The organism is Pollutimonas harenae (genome assembly GCF_004153685.1).
Taxonomy (GTDB): domain Bacteria; phylum Pseudomonadota; class Gammaproteobacteria; order Burkholderiales; family Burkholderiaceae_B; genus Pusillimonas_C; species Pusillimonas_C harenae.
Window position 1 is genome coordinate 852,099 of sequence record NZ_SDQD01000001.1, and the last position, 25,708, is coordinate 877,806.

At 59.0% G+C, this 25,708-nt stretch carries 21 protein-coding genes; 3 read left to right on the forward strand and 18 right to left on the reverse strand.

The features are described 5' to 3' along the window. Position 1: 1 nt before the first annotated feature. Positions 2-2,521, forward strand: coding sequence for a GDYXXLXY domain-containing protein (locus ERD84_RS04000; RefSeq protein ID WP_167667240.1), 2,520 nt, complete (start codon positions 2-4; stop codon positions 2,519-2,521). A gap of 18 nt (positions 2,522-2,539) precedes the next feature. On the opposite strand, the gene gluQRS is transcribed toward ERD84_RS04000, so the two are convergent. The 14 genes from gluQRS to ERD84_RS04070 all read right to left on the reverse strand — a co-directional run bounded on the left by gluQRS (position 2,540) and on the right by ERD84_RS04070 (position 19,208). Further along, entirely contained in the window at positions 2,540-3,400 is an 861-nt protein-coding gene (gene gluQRS / locus ERD84_RS04005) for a tRNA glutamyl-Q(34) synthetase GluQRS (protein ID WP_130038314.1), read from the reverse strand. A gap of 33 nt (positions 3,401-3,433) precedes the next feature. After that, a complete protein-coding gene (locus tag ERD84_RS04010) occupies positions 3,434-3,895 on the reverse strand; it encodes a Smg family protein (protein WP_130038315.1) in 462 nt (153 codons plus the stop codon). 177 nt (positions 3,896-4,072) lie between these two features. Continuing rightward, positions 4,073-6,091: an acetyl/propionyl/methylcrotonyl-CoA carboxylase subunit alpha gene (locus ERD84_RS04015; RefSeq protein ID WP_130038316.1), complete on the reverse strand. Its 2,019-nt coding sequence runs from the start codon at positions 6,089-6,091 to the stop codon at positions 4,073-4,075. 15 nt (positions 6,092-6,106) lie between these two features. Beyond that, positions 6,107-7,714, reverse strand: coding sequence for a carboxyl transferase domain-containing protein (locus ERD84_RS04020; RefSeq protein ID WP_130038317.1), 1,608 nt, complete (start codon positions 7,712-7,714; stop codon positions 6,107-6,109). A 74-nt stretch (positions 7,715-7,788) separates the two neighbouring features. Then, the gene (locus ERD84_RS04025; protein ID WP_130038318.1) at positions 7,789-8,970 is read right to left on the reverse strand and encodes an acetyl-CoA C-acetyltransferase; all 1,182 of its coding nucleotides are present in this window, start codon (positions 8,968-8,970) and stop codon (positions 7,789-7,791) included. Further along, the gene (gene aceK, locus ERD84_RS04030; protein ID WP_130038319.1) at positions 8,963-10,840 is read right to left on the reverse strand and encodes a bifunctional isocitrate dehydrogenase kinase/phosphatase; all 1,878 of its coding nucleotides are present in this window, start codon (positions 10,838-10,840) and stop codon (positions 8,963-8,965) included. The genes ERD84_RS04025 and aceK overlap by 8 nt, the downstream gene beginning before the upstream one ends. A 23-nt stretch (positions 10,841-10,863) precedes the next feature. Next, positions 10,864-12,042: an isovaleryl-CoA dehydrogenase gene (locus ERD84_RS04035; RefSeq protein ID WP_130038320.1), complete on the reverse strand. Its 1,179-nt coding sequence runs from the start codon at positions 12,040-12,042 to the stop codon at positions 10,864-10,866. A 136-nt stretch (positions 12,043-12,178) separates the two neighbouring features. After that, positions 12,179-12,595: a PaaI family thioesterase gene (locus ERD84_RS04040; protein ID WP_130038321.1), complete on the reverse strand. Its 417-nt coding sequence runs from the start codon at positions 12,593-12,595 to the stop codon at positions 12,179-12,181. Continuing rightward, positions 12,592-13,398 (reverse strand): IclR family transcriptional regulator, encoded by an 807-nt coding sequence (locus ERD84_RS04045; RefSeq protein ID WP_130038322.1) that lies wholly within the window; start codon positions 13,396-13,398, stop codon positions 12,592-12,594. Before ERD84_RS04045 ends, ERD84_RS04040 begins: the two co-directional genes overlap by 4 nt. A 65-nt stretch (positions 13,399-13,463) precedes the next feature. After that, a complete protein-coding gene (locus ERD84_RS04050) occupies positions 13,464-14,429 on the reverse strand; it encodes a Bug family tripartite tricarboxylate transporter substrate binding protein (RefSeq protein WP_130038323.1) in 966 nt (321 codons plus the stop codon). Positions 14,430-14,475: 46 nt separating this feature from the next. Next, positions 14,476-15,699 carry a CaiB/BaiF CoA transferase family protein gene (locus ERD84_RS04055; RefSeq protein ID WP_130038324.1) on the reverse strand — a complete coding sequence of 408 codons (1,224 nt, stop codon included), beginning with the start codon at positions 15,697-15,699 and terminating at the stop codon, positions 14,476-14,478. 81 nt (positions 15,700-15,780) lie between these two features. Next, complete coding sequence (locus tag ERD84_RS04060) at positions 15,781-16,917, reverse strand: FAS1-like dehydratase domain-containing protein (protein ID WP_130038325.1); 1,137 nt, start codon at positions 16,915-16,917, stop codon at positions 15,781-15,783. 13 nt (positions 16,918-16,930) lie between these two features. After that, on the reverse strand, positions 16,931-18,520 hold the full coding sequence (locus ERD84_RS04065) for an acetate--CoA ligase (protein ID WP_130038326.1): 1,590 nt from the start codon (positions 18,518-18,520) through the stop codon (positions 16,931-16,933). Between the two features lie 298 nt (positions 18,521-18,818). Then, a complete protein-coding gene (locus ERD84_RS04070; RefSeq protein WP_130038327.1) occupies positions 18,819-19,208 on the reverse strand; it encodes a MerR family transcriptional regulator in 390 nt (129 codons plus the stop codon). A gap of 161 nt (positions 19,209-19,369) precedes the next feature. Between ERD84_RS04070 and ERD84_RS04075 the strand changes: the two genes are divergently transcribed. After that, positions 19,370-20,440, forward strand: a complete 1,071-nt coding sequence (locus tag ERD84_RS04075; protein ID WP_130038328.1) for an MBL fold metallo-hydrolase — start codon at positions 19,370-19,372, stop codon at positions 20,438-20,440. A gap of 44 nt (positions 20,441-20,484) precedes the next feature. On the opposite strand, the gene ERD84_RS04080 is transcribed toward ERD84_RS04075, so the two are convergent. Continuing rightward, positions 20,485-21,111 (reverse strand): LysE family translocator, encoded by a 627-nt coding sequence (locus tag ERD84_RS04080; protein ID WP_130038329.1) that lies wholly within the window; start codon positions 21,109-21,111, stop codon positions 20,485-20,487. Positions 21,112-21,258: 147 nt separating this feature from the next. On the opposite strand from ERD84_RS04080, the gene ERD84_RS04085 reads away from it, so the two are divergent. After that, positions 21,259-22,458, forward strand: a complete 1,200-nt coding sequence (locus tag ERD84_RS04085; RefSeq protein ID WP_130038330.1) for a trans-sulfuration enzyme family protein — start codon at positions 21,259-21,261, stop codon at positions 22,456-22,458. Between the two features lie 150 nt (positions 22,459-22,608). On the opposite strand, the gene ERD84_RS04090 is transcribed toward ERD84_RS04085, so the two are convergent. From ERD84_RS04090 to argS, 3 genes are all read right to left on the reverse strand, one after another. Then, a complete protein-coding gene (locus ERD84_RS04090; protein WP_130038331.1) occupies positions 22,609-23,238 on the reverse strand; it encodes a thiol:disulfide interchange protein DsbA/DsbL in 630 nt (209 codons plus the stop codon). Between the two features lie 68 nt (positions 23,239-23,306). Continuing rightward, positions 23,307-24,005, reverse strand: coding sequence for an SPOR domain-containing protein (locus ERD84_RS04095; RefSeq protein WP_130038332.1), 699 nt, complete (start codon positions 24,003-24,005; stop codon positions 23,307-23,309). A 9-nt stretch (positions 24,006-24,014) separates the two neighbouring features. After that, complete coding sequence (gene argS, locus ERD84_RS04100; RefSeq protein ID WP_130038333.1) at positions 24,015-25,700, reverse strand: arginine--tRNA ligase; 1,686 nt, start codon at positions 25,698-25,700, stop codon at positions 24,015-24,017. Positions 25,701-25,708: the final 8 nt, after the last annotated feature.

Genomic DNA, 25,708 nt, shown 5'->3' on the forward strand with positions numbered 1-25,708 from the left:
TTTGCATAAATCAGCCCTCGGTTTGGCTGGTCTATTGCTTGCCAGCGCCGGTGTTTGCTGGCTTGCAGCCAATTGGGAGCATGCCGGTGCCTGGCAAAAACTGGCAGGTATCCAGCTTTTGCTGGTACTGCTGGTTTTGTTGGCATGGCGCACAATAGACAGGCCTTCGCCTTCCGCAGGGCGCGATTTTTCCGCCTTTGGCGTGCTTGCCTCATTAGCCAGCGTTGCCGTAGGTGGATTACTCGCCCTAGTGGGCCAAATATATCAGACGGGGGCTGATCCCTGGCAATTGTTCCTTTTATGGGCGGTATTGCTGCTACCGTGGCTGGTGTGGGTGTGCACGGTATTCATAGGCGTGCTGTTTGGGCTGCTGCTCAATCTGGCGGCCGCCTTATATCTTGATGTATTTGGTGGGCATTTCTGGTTTGACATAGCGCTGGACTGGATGGCGGCCAGCTTGTTGATGGCCTTGATGAATGCCGTGCTGCTGGCAATGTGGGAGTGCGCCGGGTCACGGTTTGACGACGCCTGGCGTATTGGGCCGCGAGCGTTGGCGACCGCGCTAGCCGGCTGGCTGGTGGTGGCGATGATTGCCGGCATTGATGGCCCGAATAGCATAGGCGGGCTCGCCTCGATCGGCTTGCTGGCATGCGCCCTTATATATGGTGTGTATACGGCATGGCGGTCCGATCTGGCCATGGCCTGTCTGGCCGCGGCCACCGCCTATGTTTTGCTGGCCATATTTTTGGTCAGCAGGATCGACACCGAGTTGGGTTTGCTACTGGTTATCGTGGCGCTGGTGGTGTTGGCGGGCGTGGGCTTGCGCCAACTGGCCAGACTGATCCGTGACGCGGCTCGTGATCCGGCTGTCGAATCGGCCAAAGACGAGACGCCCAGCCTGGATCCGTGGTACTTCAGTTTGTTGCGGATTGCCGTCATGGGGCTGGCTGCCATTCTGGTGATTGCCTTTCTGTTCGTCACGCTTGAGCTGGAATACGAGCAATTGTGGGTCATAGGCCTGATCGTTTGCGGGCTGGGCCTGCTGTTGCTCAGGGCCGGTGGTGGCAGCGTGCTTGATGAATTGGGTACGACGCTTACGGTGGCCGGCTTGCTGATGACAGGTGTGGGTCTGTTTGATCTGGATGGGCTCGCCGCTGCCTACAGGGCCGGTGGCATCGTGCTGATGGGCCTGCTTGTGTACTGTCTGGCTACTGGTGCGGCCTTGCGATTTCTAGGCGCCTTATTCGTTCTGACCCTGGCATACATCCTGACATGGCCCGACTATATCGACGCCATGCCCCTGGATTTGCTGGATCGCAGTCCGGTCCAGGCTTATTTTCCGGCGTATTTGCGCTTGTGGTGGCTGGCGGTGGCGGCGGTCCTGGCGTTGGCGGTGGCCCGTTCGGCCAGCAAGAAGGTATTCTGGCTGCCGCTGGCCTGGGCGCTGGTCTGCCTGACGCAGACGGCTGCCTGGTTGACGCCGGCGCCGACTGTCCTGGGTCTGAACGAAGTGGGGCAGCAAGTGCCGGGCCTGTTGGTGATCTGGCTGGCGTGCGCCCTGCTGCCGGTATTGTCGTTGGCCGCCCTGATGTGGCGCGCGGCTCATGTGCCGCGCTGCCTGGGTGTGGCAGCACCACTGGCGCTGGCAGTGGCCAGCCTGGGTTGGTTGGGCGCACCGGGCGTATCGATGGCCTTGCTCTGGCTGGTGCTGGGCTATGCCTTGCGACAGCGCGCCTTGCTGGTGTTTGCGGTGCTGGCCTTGCTGGCTTACTTAAGTCGCTTCTATTATCAAATGGACGCCAGTTTGCTGCAAAAGTCCCTGGTACTGGGCTTGACTGGAGGCTGGTTGCTGCTGTCCTGGCTTGTGCTGCGTGCCAAGGTCTCCGGCTTGCAGGCCACGCGGGACCCGGCGTCCAGCTCACAAGTGCCGCAGGCCTCGGGGCCGGCTGCTTCGGACCATGCCTTCCGCTTGCGTAGCCCATGGGCTGTGGCAGGCTTGTGGGCCGGCTTGCTCATCGTGCTGGTGGTGGCCAACAGCGGTATTTACCAGCGGGAACAAATCCTCAGGCATGGGCAGACTGCCATCTTGGCCCTGGCACCGGTGGATCCCCGCTCCCTGATGCAGGGCGACTATATGGCCTTGCGTTTTGCCGCCGAGCAGGAAACCCGACTATGGCTGAAACAGGCACCCGCCCAGGTTGCTCGATCAATCGAAGAGCAGCGTGGCGGCTGGTTGTTGCTGCGGCCCGACGCCAACGGTGAACATCACGTAGAGGCTGTGCTGCCCGAGTTTCCGGATGCCAACGCGCAAGCGGCGGGTACGGGGCAGGACGCGGCTGCCCTATTGCTCGAATTCCGCCTGCGTGACCGGGATATTCGCATTGTGACGGACGCCTGGTTTTTCCCGGAAGGACAGGCAGCCCGTTACGAGCAGGCACGCTATGGCGAGATTCGGATCGGTGATCGAGGGGTTGGCCTGTTGACCGGCTTGCTCGATGAGCAGCTTCGGTCTTTGCATTAACGCCTTGAGCCTGAGGCGCTACGGGCCGTAACGGTTGGCCCAACGCTGCGTCGCGGTTTCCCAGAATACCGGCAGGCCCGGACTCGTCAGCGCTTCGAAGCCCAGGGCCTGCCATGCCTGGTTCAACGTGTGCAGCGGATGGGTAAGGTCCATGGCGGCCGCGTGATTCTGCTTGGACAGCTTGCGGCCTGCCGTGTCGAGCAGCAAGGGAACATGCATGACCGACGGGTAGTCTATACCCAGATGCCGGGCCAATATGCGTTGGCGCGCCGTTGAATCCAGCAAATCAGCGCCGCGCACGATATGTGTCATGCCCTGCTCGCCATCGTCGACCACCACCACCAGTTGGTAGGCCCAGAGTCCATCGGCACGTTTGATGATGAAATCGCCGGCGGTTGCAGCGACGTCCTGTTGCTGAGGGCCTTGCCAGCGATCAAGAAAGCATTCCACCCCCTGGGAGACGCGGAAACGCCACGCACGAGGCTGGCGACCGGGAGGTAGGCCTTGGCTGCAGGTGCCGGGATAAGGGCCGTCCTGGGGCAGTTCCTGGCGTGTACAGGCGCATCCATAGACTTCACCCTGGGCGGACAGCCTGTCGAACGCGTCCTGATACAAAGCAAGACGCTGCGACTGCCAGACCGGATCTTCGTCCCAGCGCATGCCCAACATGCTCAGCTGGTGCATGATGGTCTTGTCGGCGCCGGGTACCACGCGGGGGGTGTCTATGTCTTCAATGCGCAGCAACCAGCTCCCACGATGCACCCTGGCATCCAGGAAGCTGGCCATGGCTGCGATCAACGAGCCATTATGCAAGGGCCCGCTGGGGCTGGGCGCGAATCGACCGCGATAGGCAGGGCTACGTGTTGATACGGAAACCATCCGGCTGTCGCTATAGCCCTGTCAGCGCACCGCTTAGTGCGACAGGCGAGTACGGTCGTCGGCCAGGAGTTCCTCGAATACCAGGTGATCGACCTCGGCCTCCTGGCTCCAGAGCACCATGAGGGCGATGATCTTGATTTTGGATAGTGAAATGGGCGATTCGCCAGTAGCCTGGGCGCGTTCGATCAGAATTTCACGCAGGGCGGGTGGCAGCACGCCTGAGTTTTCAAGAAAGGTAATGAACCCAATGGCCTGAGTGCCCAGCGTTTGGTATTCGTGATCGGTAAAAATGCGTTTGCTGTCGCCGACGGGAATATGAGCCAGTTCACCGCATTCTTCGGTGGTTTGTGCCAGCCCGTGCAGCCAGCCTAGCGCATCGTTGATGTCTTCGTGCTCGAAGCCGACCGCCGCCAGCTTATGGGCCAGCACATCGGCTTCGGGACACGCTTGCGGCGTGTAGTAGTTTTCGAACAAATAAACCAATATGTCGAACATAGGTGCGCGATTCCGGTTGCTAAGATGTATTTGAAACCAGTAAATAAGTAAGAGAAACCGGTAAAGTTAATGACGACTTTACGCTGAATCGCGGCGCCGGGCAACTTGACCCTGTTGTGGCAAAGAAACGCTCATTTGCAAACCGCTGTCCATCTGAGCAGTATTAAAAAAAATGTCTCACTCCCCAATAGCAATCAGCTCCGCCCCATCCGTCACCTGATCGCCCACGGCGAAAAACACCTCCTGCACCGTACCGTCCGCTGGTGCAAGTATCGTGTGCTCCATCTTCATCGCCTCCATTACCAGCAGCGCATCACCGCTCTTGACCGTATCGCCCGCCTTCACCGCAATCGAAATAATTTTTCCTGGCATAGGCGCCGTCAGCCCGCCGCCAAAGCCGCCAGCGTCATCCTGGGCGTGCTCCACCGCATCGTGCTGCTTCAACACATATACCGCACCTTCGCGGAACACATGCAGGTTTTCTCCACGCACAATAACCGTGGCAAACGCATCGGAGCCGTCCAGCCGTAGCCGCAAGCGATACTGCCCCGGCGTAACGGCCTGTGCATCCCATTCCAGCGATACCGCCTCGCCCTTGTGGCGATAAGTCCATTGCTCTGCATCGCGCTGCACAGAAACTTGCCGCAGCTCGTCCTGATCCAGCAGCTCGAAAGCCTGGGTGTAGCATCCCGCCACGCGCCAGCCATCGGATCGGGCCCAAGGATCTACCGGCGCCTTGTTCTGACGTCGGACCGAATGCAGCTGCCCTCTGTGAGCCAGGACTGCGACGATGGCCAATGCCAGCGTGCTGTCACTGGCTGGCTGGGCAGGAGGAAACAGACTGTCGTGCTGCCGCTCGATCAAGCCCGTGTCCAGATCGGCCTGTGCGAAAGATTCATCCAGCATCAGGCGGCGCAGGAAGGCGATATTGGTCTGCACCCCTACGCTATGGATTTCGCCCAGTGCCTGCACCATCCGTGCGCGTGCCTGCTCGCGGTCGTTGCCACGCACGATCAGCTTGGCAATCATGGGGTCGTAAAAAGGCGTGATCGTGTCGCCAGCTTGTACGCCGCCGTCTATCCGCACATCGCCGTTCTTGAATGCAACATGCGTTGGAAAATCCAGCGTGCTCAATGTGCCTATGGAAGGCAGGAAACCCTTGTCGGGATTCTCGGCATAAATGCGCGCTTCGATGGCGTGTCCTGTAATGCTCAGTGCTTCCTGCGTGACCGGCAGAGGTTCGCCGGCGGCAATGCGCAACTGCCACTCCACCAGGTCATGTCCGGTAATCATTTCGGTTACTGGGTGCTCGACCTGCAGGCGCGTGTTCATTTCCATGAAGTAAAAGCGGCCGTCAGGCTCGGCAATGAATTCAACCGTGCCGGCACCCACATAGTTGACGGCCTTCGCAGCCGCGACCGCTGCCTCGCCCATGGCACGGCGGCGCTCTTCGGTCATGCCGGGGGCGGGTGCTTCTTCGATGACTTTCTGATGCCGTCTTTGTACCGAGCAGTCGCGCTCGAACAAATAAACACAATTGCCCTGGGTATCGGCAAAGACCTGGATCTCGATGTGGCGGGGCTTTTGCAGATAGCGCTCGATCAGGACCTTGTCGTCGCCAAAGCTGCTGGCAGCTTCGCGCTTGCACGAGGCCAGGGCTTCGGCGAAGGCTGCGCTGCTCTCGACGATGCGCATGCCCTTGCCGCCGCCGCCGGCACTGGCCTTGATCAGTACCGGGTAACCCATGGCATCAGCCTGCGATTGCAGGAACTGCGGGTCCTGATTGTCGCCATGATAGCCAGGCACCAGCGGTACACCGGCTTTTTCCATGAGCGTCTTGGCCGCCGACTTGCTGCCCATGGCCGCAATGGCACTGTTGGGCGGCCCTACGAAAATAATTCCTGCATCGGCGCAGGCCTGAGCGAAAGCCTCGTTTTCGGACAGAAAGCCGTAGCCGGGGTGCACGGCCTGGGCGCCCGTTTTGCGGGCGGCCTCGAGAATGGCATCTGCGCGCAGATAGCTAGCGCGCGGCTCCGGGCCGCCAATATGGACGGCAGTATCGCAAGCCGCGACGTGGCGTGCATTGGCATCGGCATCTGAATAGACGGCCACCGTGCGCAAGCCCAGACGACGGGCGGTGGCTGCCACACGGCAGGCGATTTCGCCGCGATTGGCTATCAGTAAAGTGTTGAACACGTCGACTCCTTGCGATTACATGCGGAACACGCCGAAACGCGTGTCTTCTATGGGGGCATTCAGTGCGGCGGACAAGCTGAGGGCCAGCACGCGGCGCGTGTCGGCCGGCATGATGATGCCGTCGTCCCATAGGCGAGCCGTGGCGTAGTAAGGATGGCCTTCTTCTTCGTATTGCTGGCGTATGGGAGCCTTGAAGGCCTCCTCTTCATCGGCGCTCCATTGCCCGCCTTTGGCTTCGATGCCGTCGCGGCGCACGGTAGCCAGCACGCTGGCCGCCTGTTCGCCACCCATGACCGATATGCGGGCATTGGGCCACAGAAACAACAAGCGCGGCCCGAAGGCGCGACCGCACATGCCGTAGTTGCCGGCGCCAAAAGAGCCGCCTATCAGCACGGTGAATTTGGGCACGGAGGCGGTCGACACGGCTGTGACCATTTTGGCGCCATGTCGTGCGATGCCTTCGTTCTCGTACTTGCGGCCCACCATGAAGCCGGTGATGTTCTGCAGAAAGACCAGAGGTATTTTGCGCTGGCAGCACAGCTCGATAAAGTGTGTGCCTTTTTGGGCGGCTTCGGAAAACAGGATGCCGTTGTTGGCAATGATGCCTACGGGCATGCCATGGATATGGGCAAAACCGGTAATCAGCGTGGTGCCGAAGCGAGCCTTGAATTCGTCGAACTCCGAACCATCGACAACGCGGGCAATGACTTCACGTACGTCGTAAGGCTTGCGCGTGTCGTTCGGGATGATGCCGTTCAACTCTTGCGGGTCGTACAAGGGTTCGGCAAAGGGACGGCGCTGCAGCTGGACGGGTTTGTGGTGGTTGAGCCGGCCTACCGCGCTGCGGGCCAGCGCCAGCGCATGCAGGTCGTTGTTGGCCAGATGGTCGGCTACGCCGGACAGCCGTGTGTGCACATCGCCGCCGCCCAGATCTTCGGCCGTGACTTCTTCGCCTGTGGCGGCCTTGACCAGCGGCGGGCCGCCCAGGAAGATGGTGCCCTGGTTCTTGACGATGATGGATTCGTCGCTCATGGCAGGTACGTAGGCACCGCCAGCGGTGCACGAACCCATGACCACGGCGATCTGGGCGATGCCCTGGGCCGACATATTGGCCTGGTTGTAGAAGATGCGGCCGAAATGGTCGCGGTCAGGAAAGACTTCGTCCTGGTTGGGCAGGTTGGCGCCGCCGGAGTCAACCAGGTAGATGCATGGCAAGCGGTTCTGTTGGGCGATTTCCTGTGCCCGCAAATGCTTCTTGACCGTAAGAGGGTAGTAAGTACCGCCTTTGACTGTAGCGTCGTTACAGACGATCACGCATTCGACGCCTGCCACGCGGCCTATGCCGGTTATCACCCCTGCACCGGGCGCGACGTTGTCGTAGACGTTATAAGCGGCCAGTGGAGACAGCTCCAGGAATGGCGTGCCCGGATCCAGCAGCCGCTCGACGCGATCGCGAGGCAAGAGCTTGCCGCGCGCCAGATGCTTGGCTCGTGCGGATTCGCTGCCGCCTTGGGCGACTTGACGCAGTTTTTCCAACAGATCGTCGACCTGCTCCTGCATGGCGCGCGCATTATCGGCGAACGCTTGTGATCGCGGGTTGATGCGGGATTCAATGATGGGCATTGCTATTCCTGAAAAAAGGACTGGGAGCGTGGGCCGATGCTGGCCATCGGCTACGCTCCAGGTGGGTTGCTGCGCTAGACCATTTCAATGGCCAGCGCCACTGCTTCGCCACCGCCTATGCACAGCGAGGCAACACCGCGCTTGCCGCCGGTTTTGCGCAATGCGCCGACCAGTGTCGTCAGCAGACGGGCACCCGAGGCGCCGATAGGATGGCCCAGCGCCGTAGCACCGCCGTGGATGTTGACTTTGTCGTGCGGCAGCTTTAGCTCAACCATGGCGGCCATGGTGACGACGGCAAAGGCTTCGTTGATTTCGTACAAGTCCACGTCTTCGGCCTTCCAGCCATTTTTGGTAAGCAGCTTGTTGATGGCGCCAACCGGTGCTGTAGTGAACCAGCCAGGTTCTTGCGAATGCTGGGTGTGGCCGACAATACGGGCCAGCGGTGTGGCTCCCAGTTTCTTGGCCATGGACTCGCGCATCAGCACCATGGCTGCTGCACCGTCTGAAATTGACGAGGAGTTGGCTGCCGTGACCGTGCCGTCTTTCTTGAAGGCGGGTTTCAGCGTGGGGATTTTTTCAGGCATGGCCTTGGTCGGTGCCTCGTCGGTGTCGATGATGGTGTCGCCCTTGCGGCCGGCCACGGTGACGGGGGTGATCTCCCATTTGAAGCTGCCATCTTCGGTGGCGGCACGAGCGCGGCGCAGCGACTCGAGCGAGAAGGCGTCTTGCTGTTCACGGGTGAAGGTGTACTTGGCGGCGCAGTCTTCGGCAAAGACGCCCATGGCGGTGCCGCGCTGATAGGCGTCTTCCAGGCCATCCAGTGCCATGTGGTCATAGACAGTGGAGTGGCCATAGCGATAGCCCTGGCGGCCACGCAGCAGCAGGTAAGGGGCGTTGCTCATGCTCTCTTGGCCGCCAGCAACGACTACGTCGGCGCTGCCCGCAAGCAGGATATCGTGGCCGAACATGGCTGCTTTAAGGCCCGATCCGCATACCTTATGTATGGTGGTGCAGCCCACGCCCAGAGGCAGGCCGGCGCCCAGCGCCGCCTGGCGTGCAGGGGCCTGTCCCTGGCCGGCCTGCAGCACATTACCCATAATGACTTCATCGATGGCTTCGCCCTGGATGCCAGCGCGCTCGACGGCCGCCTTGATGACGGTTGAGCCCAGCTCGTGTGCGGCCAGGCCCGATAAGCTGCCCATCATGCCGCCCATGGGCGTGCGGGCGACAGATACGATAACGATAGGATCAGACATGTTTTACTCCTGAAAAATGCGTCAAAGATGGGGTGCTGGTGTGCAGGGCGACGTCGGACAGACGCCGGCTCTCGTTGTAGGGGTAGATATCTTCGATACGACCGTTCGCAGCCCTCTGGCGGCAGGCTTGCCACCAGTCCGCGTCCAGTAGTTCGGCGTGGTACTTCAGGAAAGCTGCCCGCACACGTGGGTCACCCAATAAAAAGCTTGGAAATTCTTCTGGAAATACATCGTTGGCTCCCACCGGATACCAGGGTTCGCCGGATAGTTCGGCTTCGGGATACGGTGCAGGTGGAATGCGCCGGAAGTTCATTTCCGTCATGCGTTGAATTTCATCGTAATCATAGAACACAACCCGCCCCAGACGCGTGACACCAAAGTTCTTGAACAGCATGTCGCCCGGAAAGATATTGGCCGCCGCCAGCTCGCGTATGGCATCGCCATAGCCTTTGATGGCGGTATCCAGTACGGCGTCGGAAGCGCGTTTCAGATATAGGTTGAGTGGAGACATGCGCCGTTCTATATACACATGGCGCAGGACGATATTGGCTCCGCTGTCGTCTATCAGGCTGGGTACCTGACTGCGTAATTCTTCGAGTAGTGCCTGCGAGAAACGCTCGCGGGGCAAAGCCACCTGCGAGTACTCCCAGGTGTCGGCCATGCGCCCGACCCGGTCATGCTTCTTGACGAGCTGGTATTTGAGCCTGACTGTGGCGTGATCCATGCCCGGCTTGGCAATGCGGTCGCGGATCAGCTTGAATACATAAGGATAGGACGGCAGAGTGAACACCGTCATGACCATGCCCTTGATGCCGGGAGCAATATCGAAGGCATCGTGTGAATGTGCCAGGTGTTGCAGGAAGTCGCGGTAGAACAGCGTCTTGCCTTGCTTTTGCAGACCTATGGTGGTGTAGAGTTCGGCCTTGGGCTTACGCGGCAGCAAGGTCGTAAGAAAATGCACGTAGGCGGCAGGTGTTTCCATATCGACCAGAAAATAGGCACGGGTAAAGCTGAACAGCGTGCTCAGGTCGTCGGGTGTGTGCAACAGGGCGTCAAGGCGGATATGCCCCGAGGGGGTGTGCAGCAGAGCAATGGCGAAGGGGTAGATATTGCCCTGATTGATCAGGCGGCCCACGACATAAGCGCCCTTGTTGCGGAAGAACAGCGAGTTCAGAACATGTATCTGGCAGTCAGGTGCGATGCGCTGGCCTGCGTCTTTGGGAATGATGCGTCGAAGCTGGTGTATGGCCCGGCGCAAGGCCTGGCGCGTGTCGGCTGGCAAATCGTTGAATGGCGCTGCCAGGCCGAAATCGGCAATCAGTTTGATCAGCGTCTTGTGCGGGCCTGCACTGGATGGGTAGTAAACGCGATACGACGGCAGCTTGCTGTCGAGGTATTCGGTGGCGATGGCCGGTCGCACGAACAGGAAGTCGTTATGAAAGTATTCGCGATGCAGCACGCGGCACGATACGGAGTTGAAAAAAGTCTCGGCACACTCCGGTTGCTTGTGGTCGGCCAGCAGGGCCACATAATGGGCCTTGACGGCCTGCCAGAATGCGGTTTGCGCCGTGGTCAGGTCAGTGAACGCCGAGGCGCCTTCGGGGCTGGCTTCGCTACCTTTCAGCGCTGAGGTCAACAGCGTGACGCATTCGCGCACGCGGGTGTCGTAGTATTCGATCCGTTCTTGTGCAAGTTGCTGAATACCTCGCCAATTGCCGGATTCGTACAGGGCTTTGGCGCGCTGGGCGCAATAACGAAACAAGGAGTAATGACGGTTGAAGCCGTCGAGCATGGTTTGCGCCACAGCTTGCGGAGCCAGACCCGAACGCGGGACTGGCTCGATATGCTGGTGATCCGAGGTGTAGATCATGGCGTTTGTCAGCTTGTAGCGGCTCAGGCCGTCTCGTTGAACAGTTCGCGGCCGATCAGCATGCGGCGGATTTCGCTGGTGCCGGCGCCGATTTCATACAGCTTGGCGTCGCGCCACAGGCGTCCGGTGGGGTATTCATTGATGTAGCCGTTACCACCCAGTATTTGTATGCCTTCGCCCGCCATCCAGGTGGCTTTTTCGGCGCAATACAGAATGACGGCGGCGCAATCTTTACGCACTTCGCGCGCATGTCCGCTGCCTGGTTGATCGAGATTTTTGCCAACGGCATAGCAGAACGCGCGGCTGGCCTGCAAAGTGGTGTACAGGTCGGCAACCTTGCCCTGTATGAGTTGGAACTCGCCTATGGATTGACCGAATTGCTTGCGATCGTGGATATAAGGCACGACCACGTCCATGACGCCTTGCATGATGCCCAGGGGCCCGCCGGCCAATACAGCGCGCTCGTAGTCCAGCCCACTCATGAGGACTTTGACGCCCCCATTGAGCTCGCCCAGAATGTTTTCTTCGGGAACCTCGCAGTCCTGGAAAACCAGTTCGCCCGTGTGGCTGCCGCGCATGCCCAGCTTGTCGAGCTTTTGAGCAATCGAAAATCCCTTGTACCCCTTTTCGATAATGAAGGCTGTGATGCCGCGCTGTTTGGCTTCAGGGTCGGTTTTGGCGTAGACAACCAGGGTATCGGCGTCGGGGCCGTTGGTGATCCACATTTTGTTGCCGTTCAGTACATAGCGATCGCCCTTCCTTTCGGCCCGCAGTTTCATGCTGACCACGTCCGAGCCAGCGCCTGGCTCGCTCATGGCCAGGGCACCCACGTGTTCGCCGCTGATGAGCTTGGGCAGGTATTTTTGCTTTTGCGCTTCAGTACCGTTGCGATGGATTTGATTTACGCACAGATTGGAGTGGGCACCGTAGGACAGAGCGACCGATGCGCTGGCGCGCGAAATTTCTTCCATCACGATCATATGGGCCAGATAGCCCATATTCGTGCCGCCGTAGGCTTCGTCGGCCGTCATGCCCAGCACGCCAAGCTCGCCGAATTTGCGCCATAACTCCATGGGGAACTGGTCGCTGCGATCGATTTCAGCCGCGCGTGGCGCGATTTCGGCCTGGGCAAAGTCGTGGACTGCGTCGCGCAGCATATCCAGGTCGGAACCCAGGTTGAAGTTCAAGCCGGGAAGATTCATGATGGTCTCCGTGTCGGTGCTATGGGCACAGAATGGTAAAGACCATTCCGGCTGTGGTTGCTGTGGGGTCGATACGGCAAACTTAGCAGAATTTGCCTATTATCGTGCTCATATTAGATTGACGTTTACGTAAACGTCAATTGGGGTTTACACGTTTCATCACCCCTTGAGCGGTAGCGATGACGTTCTCATTCACCATAATATGACCCTCTACAAACAGCAATGATCCGGTTGCCTTGACGACCCGGCCGCTGGCGACCAGCAGATCGCCCAACCGGGCTGAGCCCAGAAAGCTGACATTCAGCTGGACGGTCACGCAGGGTGACTTATGGGTATGTGCCCAGGCGACCACACTGACAGTCTGGTCCATCAGCGTGGTGATGGTGCCACCGTGCACGATATTGAATGGGTTAAGGTGTTCCTGGCGTATGCGTAAGCCGTACAGCCATTGATCACCGTCTTTTTTGCTCAGCAGTGGTCCCAGCGTGTCCATCAGCCCGGGGACGCTGCGCTCGCGCCAGTTGGTATCGTCTGGGTCAACGCTTCGCGTCATGGTGTGTCGTCTCCGGAATAGAGTTGCTCGGAAGTGCGGCGGGCATGTGACTTGAGCTCCTGAATCAGGGCGTCGGTTTCGTTCTGGCTCATTTGATGGCTGATGCTGGCGGCGACGATAGTGTGCGTGATGTGTTGTCGAGCATTAAGCACCGGCACGGCGATCAGGGTGATGCCGGCAATGTAGCCGTCGCTGTCCAGGCTGTAGCCATTTTCTTTTGCCGTCTCGACTTCTTTGTGCCAGGAGGCAAGGCTGATGGGTTTGTGCCAGCGCAGAGAGGCGAACTGCTGGTCGATCTCTTGTCGGGAATAATGGCCATAAGCAGCCACCAGCCGGCCAGTTGCGCTGATCAACCCGGGGAAGCGGCTGCCCACATCGACATGCAGGCGAAACGGCAGTTTCGACCGCGACAGGGCGGTGACGACCATATGGTGCAGGTCGACCTCGACACCGATGGCGGTGACGCCCCATTTTTCAGAGACCAGGTCCAGGGCGGGCTGCACGACCTGCGCAAAGGAATTGGTTTCCATGACACTGCGGGCCAGCACCAGCATGCCCGTGCCCAGGCGGTAGCGTTTTGACGCGCTGTCAAAGGCCAGCAGCTTCTCGGCGGTCAGGGCTCGGAGAATGTGCAGGCAGGTGCTGGGCACCAGGTCGAGCGCATCGGAAATGCTTTTGACATTCATGGGCTCTTTGGTCTTGCCCAGCAGACGCAATATGGCAATGGCGCGCGTGACAGCGGGTACCGGCCGGATGCGTTGGGTGGGCTTGGGGGGGGGCGAAATGCTGGGTGTGGCGATCATGGCGTTGTTTGAAAGAGGGATCCAGCCCCGATGATAACGGAGCTGGCATCTATCCCGCTGCAGGCCTACTGGATCTTGATTCCGGCCTTTTTGATGATGGGTGCCCATTTCTCACGTTCTGCTTGGGTGAACTGCGCCAGCTTATCGGGTGAGCCGCCGCCGGCGTCGTACCCAAGCTCAAGCAGACGCTTGCGGGTTTCCGGCATGGCAAGAAACTTTTGCAATTCCAGATTGATCTTTGTGATGATGTCTTTGGGAGTGCCCTTGGGCGCGAACAGCGCATTCCATGCAATGACCTCGAAGTCGTCTACACCCTGGCTGGCTACTGTGGGAACGCCTGGAAGCAGATCAGTTTCTTCGCTGCTGGTGACGGCGATGGCTTTAATCTTGCCTGCAGCCACCTGTGCGCGTATGGCGGTCACGGTGTCGATGGATAAGGGTATTTCGCCGCCTATCAGATTGCTGATAGCCATCGATGAGCCTTTGTATGGCACGCCGAACAGCGGTGCGCCAGTCTTGTCTTTCAGCAGCTCGTAGACCAGTCTGGCCGTAGTGCTCGGCATGCCGATGTCTGCCGACCGGCTGGATGCCTTGGATGAGGCAAGAATGTCGCTGATGGAGTTGAATGGGGTGTTGGGCGTTGTGGCAACCACCATGGGGAAGGAACCCACGAGAATAATGGGTTCGAAATCCTTGACCGGGTCGAAAGGCAAGGATGAATACAAGAAGCTGTTCAATACGTGAGTGGCGTTGGTACCCATGGTCAGGGTATAGCCGTCGGGCTCGGCGCGCGCCGCAGCCTGGGTGCCGATATTACCGCCGGCACCGCCGCGGTTTTCTACAAAGAATGTTTGCCCCATTGCCTTGGTCAGGTGGTCGGCAAAGTAGCGCGTGGCAATATCAGTGCCCTGGCCCGCCTGGTAGGCCACAATGATCTTGACTGGTTTTTCGGGGTAGCCCGCTGCCTGGACGGAACTTGCCGCCGCAAGCGATAGGGTGAATAGCGCTGCCAGCGCCTTGAGTTTCTGCATGTTTGTCTCCTTCAGTGGTAGGTGGTGTTGCAATGAGTACGACTCGTTATGCCTTGACCTTATTGTTGGGATGACGCGCTATTTGTTGTTTTATGTATGCGTCGTGCTCGCCGAACAACGGAGGTGCCGGCCCCGGCGTGGCGGGTGTGACGGCAAGGTTGATCGGGCTGCTCAGCCCTCGGTATTCAGCGTCTTCAATCACCATGTTGCGATGCTTCGTGTGGCTTTGTTGCAGTGCCTCGGGCACGGTGTTGACTGGACCCACCGGCACGCCCCGCTGCATCAGCGCCGTACATAGCTCGTCTCGTGTCCACGAGGCGAAGGTGCTTTCGATTTCCCGGTGCAACGCCTGCCTGTGCTGCAATCGGCTTGCGTTCGATGCAAACTGGGTACTGTCGATGAGATCCTGACGCTCGATGCAGAGGCAGAGTTTCTTGAACTGCGCATCATTCAGTATGCCCAGGAAGACGTTGCCGTCCTGAGTTTTGAAACTATCGTAGGGGGCGATGTTGGGGTGTGCGCTGCCAAGTGGCGTTGGCGTTACGCCAGAGTGCATCCAGTTGGTGGCTTGCGGCACCAGCAGGCTGAGCGCCGCATCAAAAAGTGTGGCTTCAACACGCTGGGCTCGCCCGGTTATTGCGCGGGAATACAAGGCCAGCATGATGCCGGAAAAAGCGGTATAGCCGGTAAGGTGATCGACGATGGGTACGCCGATCTTGGTGGGGCCTGTTTCAGGTGTTCCGTTGATGCTCATCAAGCCGCACATGGCTTGCAGCACGGCATCGTATCCGGGCAGTCCGCCCAAAGGTCCGGTCGCGCCGAATCCGCTGATGCTGCAGTAAACGAGCCGGGGGAATCTTTCTTGAAGATGCGCCTGGTAGCCCAGCCCCCACTTTTCCATCGTGCCCGGCAGGAAGTTCTCGACCAGTACATCGGCCTCTTCGAGCAGGGTCAGCAGGTCTTGGCGCTGATCTTCTTTGGACAGGTCCAGCACCATGCCGCGTTTTCCACGATTCAGGGCGGAATAGTAGGCGGCATCTCCGTGCGCATCAAAGGGTGGTCCCAGGAGCCTGGATTCGTCTCCGAAAGGAGGCTCGACCTTGATGACATCCGCGCCATGATCGGCCAGCATTTGCGTGCATAGCGGCCCCGCCAGCACGCGGGAAAGATCCAGGACGCGCACGCCGGCCAGGGCGCCCTTGAACGCTTCCCGGCCCTTCCAGATACCCGAAGAGGTGGTATTGCTATCGTTGTTGCGATCAGGGTTCATGCAAACAGATTCCATGTTTTGCAAGAGGCCGGATTGCGGCCTTCAATGGCGGTGGCGTACATGCGTATCTGGACCTAGACATCAGGCTTTGGAGGGAAGCTCCACAATGCCGGTGCCCACGACCGAGAGCTCGTCATCCTGGTTGCGGCCCTCCTGCTCGATTTCCACCAGGAACTTGCCGTCTTCCTGGAATTTGCGCAGCACCTTGCCCTTGATGAACAGCATGTCACCCTCGGGGTTGTGGCGACGTACTTTGCAGTGCGCCTTGCGCAGGAAGCCGTCGTCGCCCATCCAGTTGGTAAGCTGGTGAGTGAGCCACGAAGTGCGTTCGGGACCGTAGTCGTAGGCGCCGGGTGCGCCGACTTCAAGTGCGAACTCTTCTTCCCAGTGCACACGCTCGGGAACATCGGGGATGCCGAAGCGGTTCTTGATGCCCACGCCCGGATGGGCGTCGATCAGTTGCCAGGCCAGCTTGTTGGCACGGATATACAGGCCGCCCCAGCCCTGCGCATAGGCAATAAAGCCAGTTACCGTCATGGGCCCTTTGAACATGACGGGCAGTGCTTCGCCTTCTTTTACATCTTCCCAGTAGCGCGGTACCTTGCCGCGGATTTCTTCTTGTGCGTACAGCTTGTAGGCCTCTTGCAGCTCTTCTTCGGTGTAACGTCGAGGGCTGCGGCTTCTGACTTCTTTGTATTTTGTGCCTTGTTCGCGCGCATGGTCGCGCTCGGTGCGGAAGCACCAGCTGTCGGCCTCGGCCACCTTGTCGCCATCCTGATTGAAGAAGTCCACGTGGTAGGTTTGCTGAACGGCCCGGCCGGCAAAGCGTGTTTCATGCGGCACCAGTGCTTTCAGATAGGCCTCGGTGTGGATTTCGTCGTTGCGTTTTACCGGCTTGTGCCAGGTCCAGTCGGCGCCTGACCACATGGCATGGACGCCTGGCAGGCCGCCAACGTAGCCCGAGACAATGCGGCTGGTGGCGAACAAAAAACTGGGTAACGCGATGAGGCCGCCGTATTGGGTATTGGCGGCGTAAGCCGGGTCGCACCATAAGGGATTGTCGTCGCCGATGCCGTGCGCATAGTGGCGGATATTGTCGCGCGTGGCTTCATAGCACCAGGGTTCGGCCGTGTTGCCGATCTTGACGCCTATGCGCCGGCTCAGGTCTTCCAGATCGTGATCGGTGATTTTTGGGAAGGTACGTACTTTCATGTCCATGTTGGCTCCAGAGTTATTGTGTGGCGTGTTCGTTTTGGGGTTGTGTGTCGACAGGCTTGAAGGCGACTTCTTGCTCACGCAGTTTCTTGCGGTGAATCTTGCCTGCGGGTGTTTTGGGAAGTTCGGTGGGAAAGGCGACGTGCCTGGGGTATTCGTGCTGACTGAGCTGGGCGCGCACGAAGTCCTGGATTTCACTGGTGAAAGTATCGTCGCCCGGCCGTGTGCTGATCACGAAGGCTTTGACGACCTGTCCGCGCAGGGCATCGGGTACCCCAATGACAGCAGCTTCTCGGATATCGGGGTGCTTGAGCAAGGTATCTTCGATTTCGACCGCGCTCATGGTCCAGCCGGCCGAAATAATGACGTCGTCGGCGCGTCCGGCATGGTAGAAGTAGCCGTCTTCATCGATGCGGCCCAGATCTTTCGTGGCTACCCATTCATTGCGCCGCATCACTTTCATTTCGCCCACGACATTGGGAGGGCAAGGCCGGCCTTCGGCGTCTTGTACTTCGACGATGCCGCCTGGTATTGGCTTGCCCAGTGAGCCGTGCTTGACCGGAAAGTCGGATGCACCCGGATAGGACACCAGGATGACACCTATTTCGGTGGTGCCGTACATACTGCAGATGGATGTCTTGAACAAGCCTTCAATAAAGCTTTCGGTAGAACTGTCTATTGGCTCGCCGGTAAATGACAGCTTGTTGAAGTAATACTCGTGCTGATTGATCTCGGGGCTGTTGCGCATCATCCGGTAGTGGGTGGCGGCGGCCGACATATTCGTGAAGCGGTGTGTGCTCAGGGCTTGCAGCAAACGGCTGGCATTGAATTTGCCCGCGTAGGCACCGATGCTCAGGCCCAGGGCCAGCGGCGCCAGCGTGCCATGCCACAGTCCATGTCCCCAGGCGGGAGACGAGGGGCAGAAGAATTTGTCGCCGGGACGTAGGCCCGTACCGTACAGCGCCGCCACCATGAGTGTGACCAAAGCCTTGTGGGTGTGCCGGATGGCGTCGGGCAGCTCGCGCGTGGTGCCCGATGTGTACTGGAAGATGGCCAGGTCGCTGGCGCGGGTTTCGGCCTTGAAAGTGTCTGGGAACTGAGTCAGCCCTGTCAGGAAGGTGTCGTCGATGATCTGGATGCCGACCTCTTGCAGGTTCTTGGCCATCGCCGCTTTTTCGGGATTGGTGAGCAGCAGCTTGGGGCGGCAATCTTCGATGCGCAGGCGCATGGCGTCGGGCCCGAACAAAGTAAACATGGGCACGGCGATGGCACCCGTTTTGATGATGCCGAAGAGCGCTGTGTAAAAGGCTTTGGAAGGCTCCAGCATGACGGCCACACGATCGCCGGGCGCTACGCCTTGCGCCGCCAGATAGTGGGCGAAGCGCGATGAGTCTTGCGAGATTTCGCGGTAGGTAAGGATTTCGTCGGGGCCGTTGGCATGCACGACGGTGATGGCGACGCGGCTGGCGTCGGTGGCATGGCGGTCTATGCACTCGTGTGCGATGTTCAGCGAATTTTCGTCGCCATCGAAGAGTTCCCAGAGCTTTTTGGGGCTCCAGTGCTGCTGGGCTTCAGCGTAGTCCGTGTAGTCCGTGAGTTTTTGCATGGTGGCTCATCGCAAGGTTTTCGATGGCTTCACTTTATCGACGGCACATTAAATTGTCAAATACATTATTAAATTGTATATAGACAATTAATTGCGACCGGTGAGGATGAGAGGCTGCCGTCTCGAGCTGGTCTATGAACAGGTGGTGTCAGACAAAAAGAAACTTATGGCGCGTCAATAAGCCTCCGTTTCTGCGAAGCGGAAACAGAGTGATGAGAGTGGAAGGCTGAAGGAAAAAAGCGACGAAGAACGGCGCCAGAGGGAAGGTGGGCGGGGCACCCGCCTGGGCAAAGGCTGCCTATTTGTTCTGCGGATGCCCGGCCAGCAAGGCTTCGCAGTGCTTGCGCTGCTTGTCTATGGCCTTCAGGGTTTCGTCCAGGTCGTGGCGTTGTTGTTCGAGCACCTGCCTGTGTTGGTCGAGGACGGCCAGGTATTGCTGCAGCTGGGCCACCGACTTGCCGGGGCCGTCATACATATTGATCAGGCTAAGTATCTCGGAGAGCTGGAAGCCCAGGCGCTTGCCGCGCAGCGCCAGCTTAAGACGAGTCCGGTCACGGGCTTGGTAGACCCGATTGCGGCCATCCCGGCCAGGGCTGACGATACCCTGGTCCTCATAGAACCGGATGGTACGGGGAGTTATCGAAAACTCTTGTGCCAGTTCGGAGATGGTCCAGGTGGATTGGGTCATGATCTAGGGCCTGTTAACACTACTGAAGGAGTCGCGTAGGCATCAATCTGCCGTTTACGTTAACGTAACTTATGATGCCATAATAAGCTGCATCAAGCATAATCAAAGGCTTCCCGCGCTGGTAATAGGGCGGGTTGCTATCTTATCGGTACGGAGACCGCATGAATCCAAACGAGCAGAAACTTGAATATCCATTGGGCGAGCAGTTGCCCGAGCCCGGCACCAGCATAACGGTTGCCGATGGGGTGCGCTGGATACGCATGCCCCTGCCATTTGCCTTGAACCATATCAATCTGTGGTTGCTGCGAGACCAGATCGATGGCCGCGAGGGCTGGACGATTGTCGATTGTGGGGTGAGCCGCGACGAGGTCAAGGCCTTGTGGGAACAGGTGTTTGACCATGTCCTTGAAGGCCTTCCAGTGCTGCGCGTGATCGTTACCCATATGCACCCTGACCATATCGGGCTTGCCCATTGGCTCTGTGAGCGCTGGAATGCTCCTTTATGGATGACGATGACCGATTATGCGGTAGCCCGTTTGTGGAGCAGGCCGCCAGTCAATGGTGTGGTAGCGGGTGGGCCTAATGGGCAGTCGGCAGTCGAGCACTTTGCGCGTCATGGTCTGTCGGATCCGCAGGCCCAAGAACAAATACGCCAGCGCGCCAGCTACTATCCCAACCTGGTGCCCGATGTACCTGTCCGGTTCACCCGAATTATGGATGGTCAGTCGATCCAGATAGGAGGCCGGGACTGGCGCGTTATTGTGGGATACGGTCACGCTCCTGAGCATGCTTCGCTATATTGCGACACCCTGCGCGTGCTGATCTCCGGCGATATGGTCTTACCGCGTATTTCCACCAACGTCAGCGTGTTCGACTACGAGCCTGACGGCAACCCCTTGCCTTTGTATCTGAACTCATTGCGCGCATACGACAGTCTGCCGGAGGACACCTTGGTGTTGCCTTCGCATGGCAAGCCGTTCAAAGGTTTGCATGAACGCATTGCACAGCAGCATGCCCACCATGCCGAACGCTTGAACGAAGTCATGACTGCATGTGTCCAGCCACAAAGCACATCTGATATCGTGCCCATCATGTTCAGGCGCGAACTTGACTTGCACCAACTGACTTTCGCGATGGGTGAGGCGCTGGCGCATTTGCATGCACTGTATTTCGAAGGAAAGCTCAGCAGATCCACCGACGCCGATGGCATTGTTCGTTTTCAGCGGACATAAACGATCGCGTTGCGGGGTGTTACCGCAGTGGTCAGGCTGTGTTGTTAGCGGTTCGATAGCGCCAGCTTGACGGCCAGACCCAAAAATACAATCCCCGCAAAACGGTTGAGCAGTCGCTGCAAGGTGTGGGACTGCTGCAGGCGCTCACCCAGCGTGCCCGAGAACCAGGCCAGGGCGCCAAAAACCAGCAGCGTGGCCAGCATGAACAGCCCGCCCAGACTAAGCGTTTGCAGGGCCACCGAGCCGCGGGCGGGCGAGGTGAACTGCGGCAGAAACGCCAGAAAAAAGAGCGAAACCTTGGGGTTGGTCAGGTTCATGATGATGCCACGTCGGAACAAGGCAGGGGTCGTGAGTTTCGGTGCCCCTGCGGTGTTCCGGGCCCGCCCCTGGGCACGGAAGGCACCCCAGGCGAGGTACAGCAGGTACAAGGCACCCATCAGCTTGAGTGCGGTAAAGGCCGCCTCGGAGGCCGCAAAAACTGCCGCCAGCCCAACTGCGACGGCCAGCGTATGTCCGATCAGGCCCGTGCACAGCCCCAGCACAACTACCAGCCCGGACCGCCGTCCCCACATGGCGGATTGCATCAGCACGAACAAGTTGTCGGGCCCTGGTGCCAACGCCAGCAGCGCAGCAATACTGAAGAAAGACAGTGCCAGATCGTAGGTCAGCATAAAGCCCGCCGGGACTAAGGGTTGAGAGAGGTGGCACGTGGACAGCCAGATTGGCCGCACACTTGCCCGCTATCCATTATGATCAGAATGATTTTGCGCATTTTTTACATATCCGCCTGACGGGCACAATTTTAAACCGATAAGACCATGGCCAATTCTTCTTCTGTTCATCTGGATACTCAGCTGCAACATGCTGGTACCGCCCCGTTCGATCCTGTTTTGGGCGCCGCCCCGGTTGCCCTGCCCTCCATGCGTACCAGTACCGTCCGCTTTCAGAACCTGGATGCGCTTGAGCGGGCACAGACTGACAAAGCCAAGGGCGAGCGTAGCGTGACTTATGGGCGGGTCGGCATGGATACCCACGCGGCGCTGGAGCAGATTTTTTGCGATCTCGAGGGCGCCGATCGCGCCTTTTTGGCCTCGTCGGGCCTGGGGGCTATTACGCTGGCCTTGTTCAGTGTGCTAAACAGTGGCGATCACGTCATGGTGGCCGATTGTGCCTATGGTCCGGTGCGCTACCTGGACAAGACCGTGTTGGGTCGCATGAATATAGAGGTGAGCTACAGTCGTGCCACGGTGGCTGATCTGGCCGACCAGCTACGCCCGAATACACGCGTACTGTACGTCGAATCGCCCGGCTCGCTATTGTTTGAAATGCTGGATATTCCCGCCTTGGCTGCCTTTGCCCGCCAGCACAATCTGATACTGGCCACCGACAATACCTGGGGCTCGGGTTATGTGTATCGTCCGCTGGATCTGGGCGCTGATATTTCGGTGGTGGCGGGCACCAAATATGTGGGTGGCCATTCCGACCTCATGCTGGGCGCAGTCATGGCCAAAGACCCGGATATCATCCGGCGCCTCAATGACACGCACTATGCCATGGGCTATTCCATCAGTGCCGACGATGCCTGGCTGGCCATACGCGGTGCACGCACCCTGCCCATACGCATGCGGCAAACGGCTGAACACGCGCTCGAAATCTGCCGCTTTCTGGCCGGCCGTGCCGAGGTGGCCCGTATTTTTCATCCGGCCTGGGCCGATGATCCCGGCCATGCCTTATGGCAGCGTGATTGCACGGGCTCCAATGGCATGCTGTCGGTTGAACTCAAGCTCGATAATGCCGCCGCCCGGCGCTTTGTCGACAGTTTGACGCTATTCGGTATTGGGTTTTCGTGGGGAGGTTTTGAAAGCCTGGTGCAGTTGGTTGACCACGCTGCATTGCGGCCACACGGCTATTGGCAACCCACTGACAATGCCATTGTGCGCCTGCACATAGGCTTGGAATCGCCGCAGGACCTGATTGCTGATATGACCCGGGCGCTGGAGATGGCTGCTCAAGGGTAGGCGGAGGATCTGCCTTGTGAGCTTAGGATGCGCGCGCGAATGTCCTGACGGTGTGTCTGGATCAGCCTGTCTGGGCGGCTGCTGCACACACGCCCAGACAGGCTTTGCAGCGCACTACGGTGCCGCAAAGCCCCTAAACAGCAGCGTCTATTACTTATTGACCATTTCAACCAGCCGCTGAGCTTCGGTAATCGTGCCTTCGTAGCTGTTGGTGAGCGTGGGTGACGTCACATAGCGGCCCCCCACGGCTATGCTGGGTGTGCCATCAATGGAATACAGCTTGGCCAGCTCATTGGCTCGGGATACTTTGGACGACACCCCGAAGGAATTGAACACGTCTTCAAACGCCTTGCGGTCCACACCTTGTTCGGCTACCCAATCGGTAATGGCTTTGGCATCGTAGATACGCTTGTGTTCAGCGTGAATGGCCTTGAATACGTCGTCATGCAGATCAAGACGGCCCAGGCTTTCGAGCGAATAATACAGCTTCTGCAAATCAGCCATGCTGGCGTTGAAAGCAACGGGTACGGGCTTGAGCACTACATTTTCAGGCAAAGTCTTGGCCCATTTTTCGACCATTGGCTCGATGGCATTGCAATGTGGGCAGGTGTAGGCAAAGAACTCCAGCACTTCGATCTTGCCAGTGGTGTCTGATGGCTGGGCCGGTTCGACTGTCACATAGCGTTCTGCGGCTTGCGCGCCTGATAGTGGGAGAAACAGCGCCCCGGCGCTGATGGCGGCCACGGCAAAGGTACGAAACAGCATATTTTTCAGCGACATATTCATTTCCAGAAATGGATAAAAATCAATAAGACTATGGGCAGGGCAACAAGTTCACCCCTTGGTGCTCAGGGGCGTACGACCGTGGACACGATTTTTTCTTCGCCTAGCCTGGCCCGCGAGCGGTTCATTTCGTCTATGCCCTTGAAGGGGCCGACGCGTACGCGATGTATCGTACTGCCATTGCTTTGCCCCGCTTGCACTGTAGCCGGCAGGCCCAGCAGCAGTATGCGGGCCTTGACGGATTCTGCATCTTGTTCAGATCGAAAGGCGCCAGCCTGCAAATAATAAGTGGTTTGCGTATTGGCGGAAGCTGCGGGTTTGGGTGCCGTTGCAGCAGGTGCCTCGGTGCCAGGTACGGCTACGGCAGACGGCGTCTGGGGGGCGGCTGCCGGCTTCTCGATATTGGACAGACTGGCGATCAGGTCGCCCAGATTGTCTTTGGCTGCGGGTGGCGTACCGGTACTGCCCGAGGCAAGCCCGGGCAGGGGTGTGACACCTGTGATGGTAGGACCAGACAAGGGTGAGCCTGCAGCGGAGTCCTTGCCATACAAGCCCAGATTGGGATCGGGCGCATTGCGCACGTCGGGTAGCAGTATCTGGGCAGGATCGCGACTGGCCTTGTCTACAAAGGGCATGGGCACCTGTGTAACGAACAGGGCGACCGCTACAGCGGCAACCAGACCGAAGATCAAGCCGATCAGTATGCCAAACAGGGTGCTGCCGCCTGACTTGGAGTTTGATGATTTACGGCGAGTACGGGCCATAGATATGGATTACATCCTTTCGGGGGCGGAAACCCCAAGCAGTTCAAGACCATTGGCAATAACCTGGCCAGTGGCGTGGGCCAGCCGCAAACGTGCCAGTTTGAGCTGGCTGTCGTCGACCAAGACCCGTTCGGCGTTATACCACGCATGGAAATCGGCAGCGCAATCGCGCAACCAGAATGCCAGGTGATGCGGTGCCAGCTCTTGTGTAGCCAAAGCCAGCATGCCAGGATACTCGGACAGGCGCTGCAACAAGGCAAATTCAGTTGGTGCTGTCAGTGAACCGACGGCAGCCTGGGGCACCTGTGCGGCCAAGTCGGTAGATTGGGCCAGCATGGAGCAAATACGCGCGTGGGCATACTGAATATAGTACACCGGGTTTTCTTCACTTTTCGAGAGTGCCAGGTCGATATCGAAGACGAATTCGGAGTCGGCGCGGCGCTGGCTCAGGAAGTAGCGTACTGCGTCCTGGCCGACCCAGTCGATCAGGTCGCGCATGGTGACATAGCTGCCGGCGCGTTTTGAGATTTTGACTTCGGCTCCGTTGCGCACCACTTTGACCATTTTGTGCAGGATGTAGGCCGGAAAATCTTTGGGTATGCCCAGGTTCAGGCCCTGCAGGCCGGCGCGCACGCGGGCAATGGTGCCGTGGTGATCGGTTCCCTGGATATTGATTGCGTGATGGAAGCCGCGCTCCCATTTGGCCACGTGGTAGGCCACATCGGGTACGAAGTAGGTATAGCCGCCTTCTGACTTGCGCATGACGCGGTCTTTGTCGTCGCCCGTACCGAGTTCAGTGGTGCGTAGCCACAAAGCACCTTCGTTTTCGTAGGTGTGGCCGGCGTCTATGAGCGCCTTGACGGTTTGCTCGACGCGCCCTGCGGTGTAGAGTGAGCTTTCGAGGTAGTAGTTGTCGAACTTCAGGCCAAAGGCCTGCAGGTCGAGGTCTTGCTCGCGGCGCAGATAGGCCACGGCAAATACCCGGATGTCGTCCAGGCTGTCGATATTGCCGGTGGCTGTTACGGTTGTGCCGTCGGTCCCCGTGACAGTGGCTCCTGCCTGGAAGTCGCGGGCGATATCCACAATGTAGTCGCCTTTGTAGCCATCGGCGGGAAAATCAGCGGCATCGGGCTCGATACCGCGCGCGCGCGCCTGTACGCTGATGGCCAGGTTGTCGATCTGGTTGCCTGCGTCGTTATAGTAGAACTCGCGGGTGACGTCGTATCCTTGGGACGTGAAGAGGCGGCAAATGGAATCGCCCAGCGCGGCCTGGCGCGAATGGCCTACATGCAGTGGGCCGGTCGGGTTGGCGGACACAAACTCCACCATGAGCTTTTGCTGGTTGGCGGGAAGGTGGCCATAGCGCGCGCCATCCTGGGCAATGGCATCGAGCACGGCATGCCGGGCTGCGGTAGCCAGTCGGAAATTGATGAAGCCCGGGCCGGCAATTTCAGCGGATGAAATCAGCGACTGCGTGGCGGGCTCCGTCAGGAGCATATCGACGATATTCTGCGCCAATTCGCGCGGGTTGCGCCTGGCGGGCTTGGCCAGCTGCATGGCGATGTTGCAGGCAATATCGCCATGCGCGGCGACCTTGGGCCGCTCGAGCGCAATGGCAGCGGTGGTCTCGGGCACGATCTTGTCGACGGCGGCCTGGATTAGCGAAATAAGCTGTTGTTGTTGCCCTGCAAGCATATGGATTA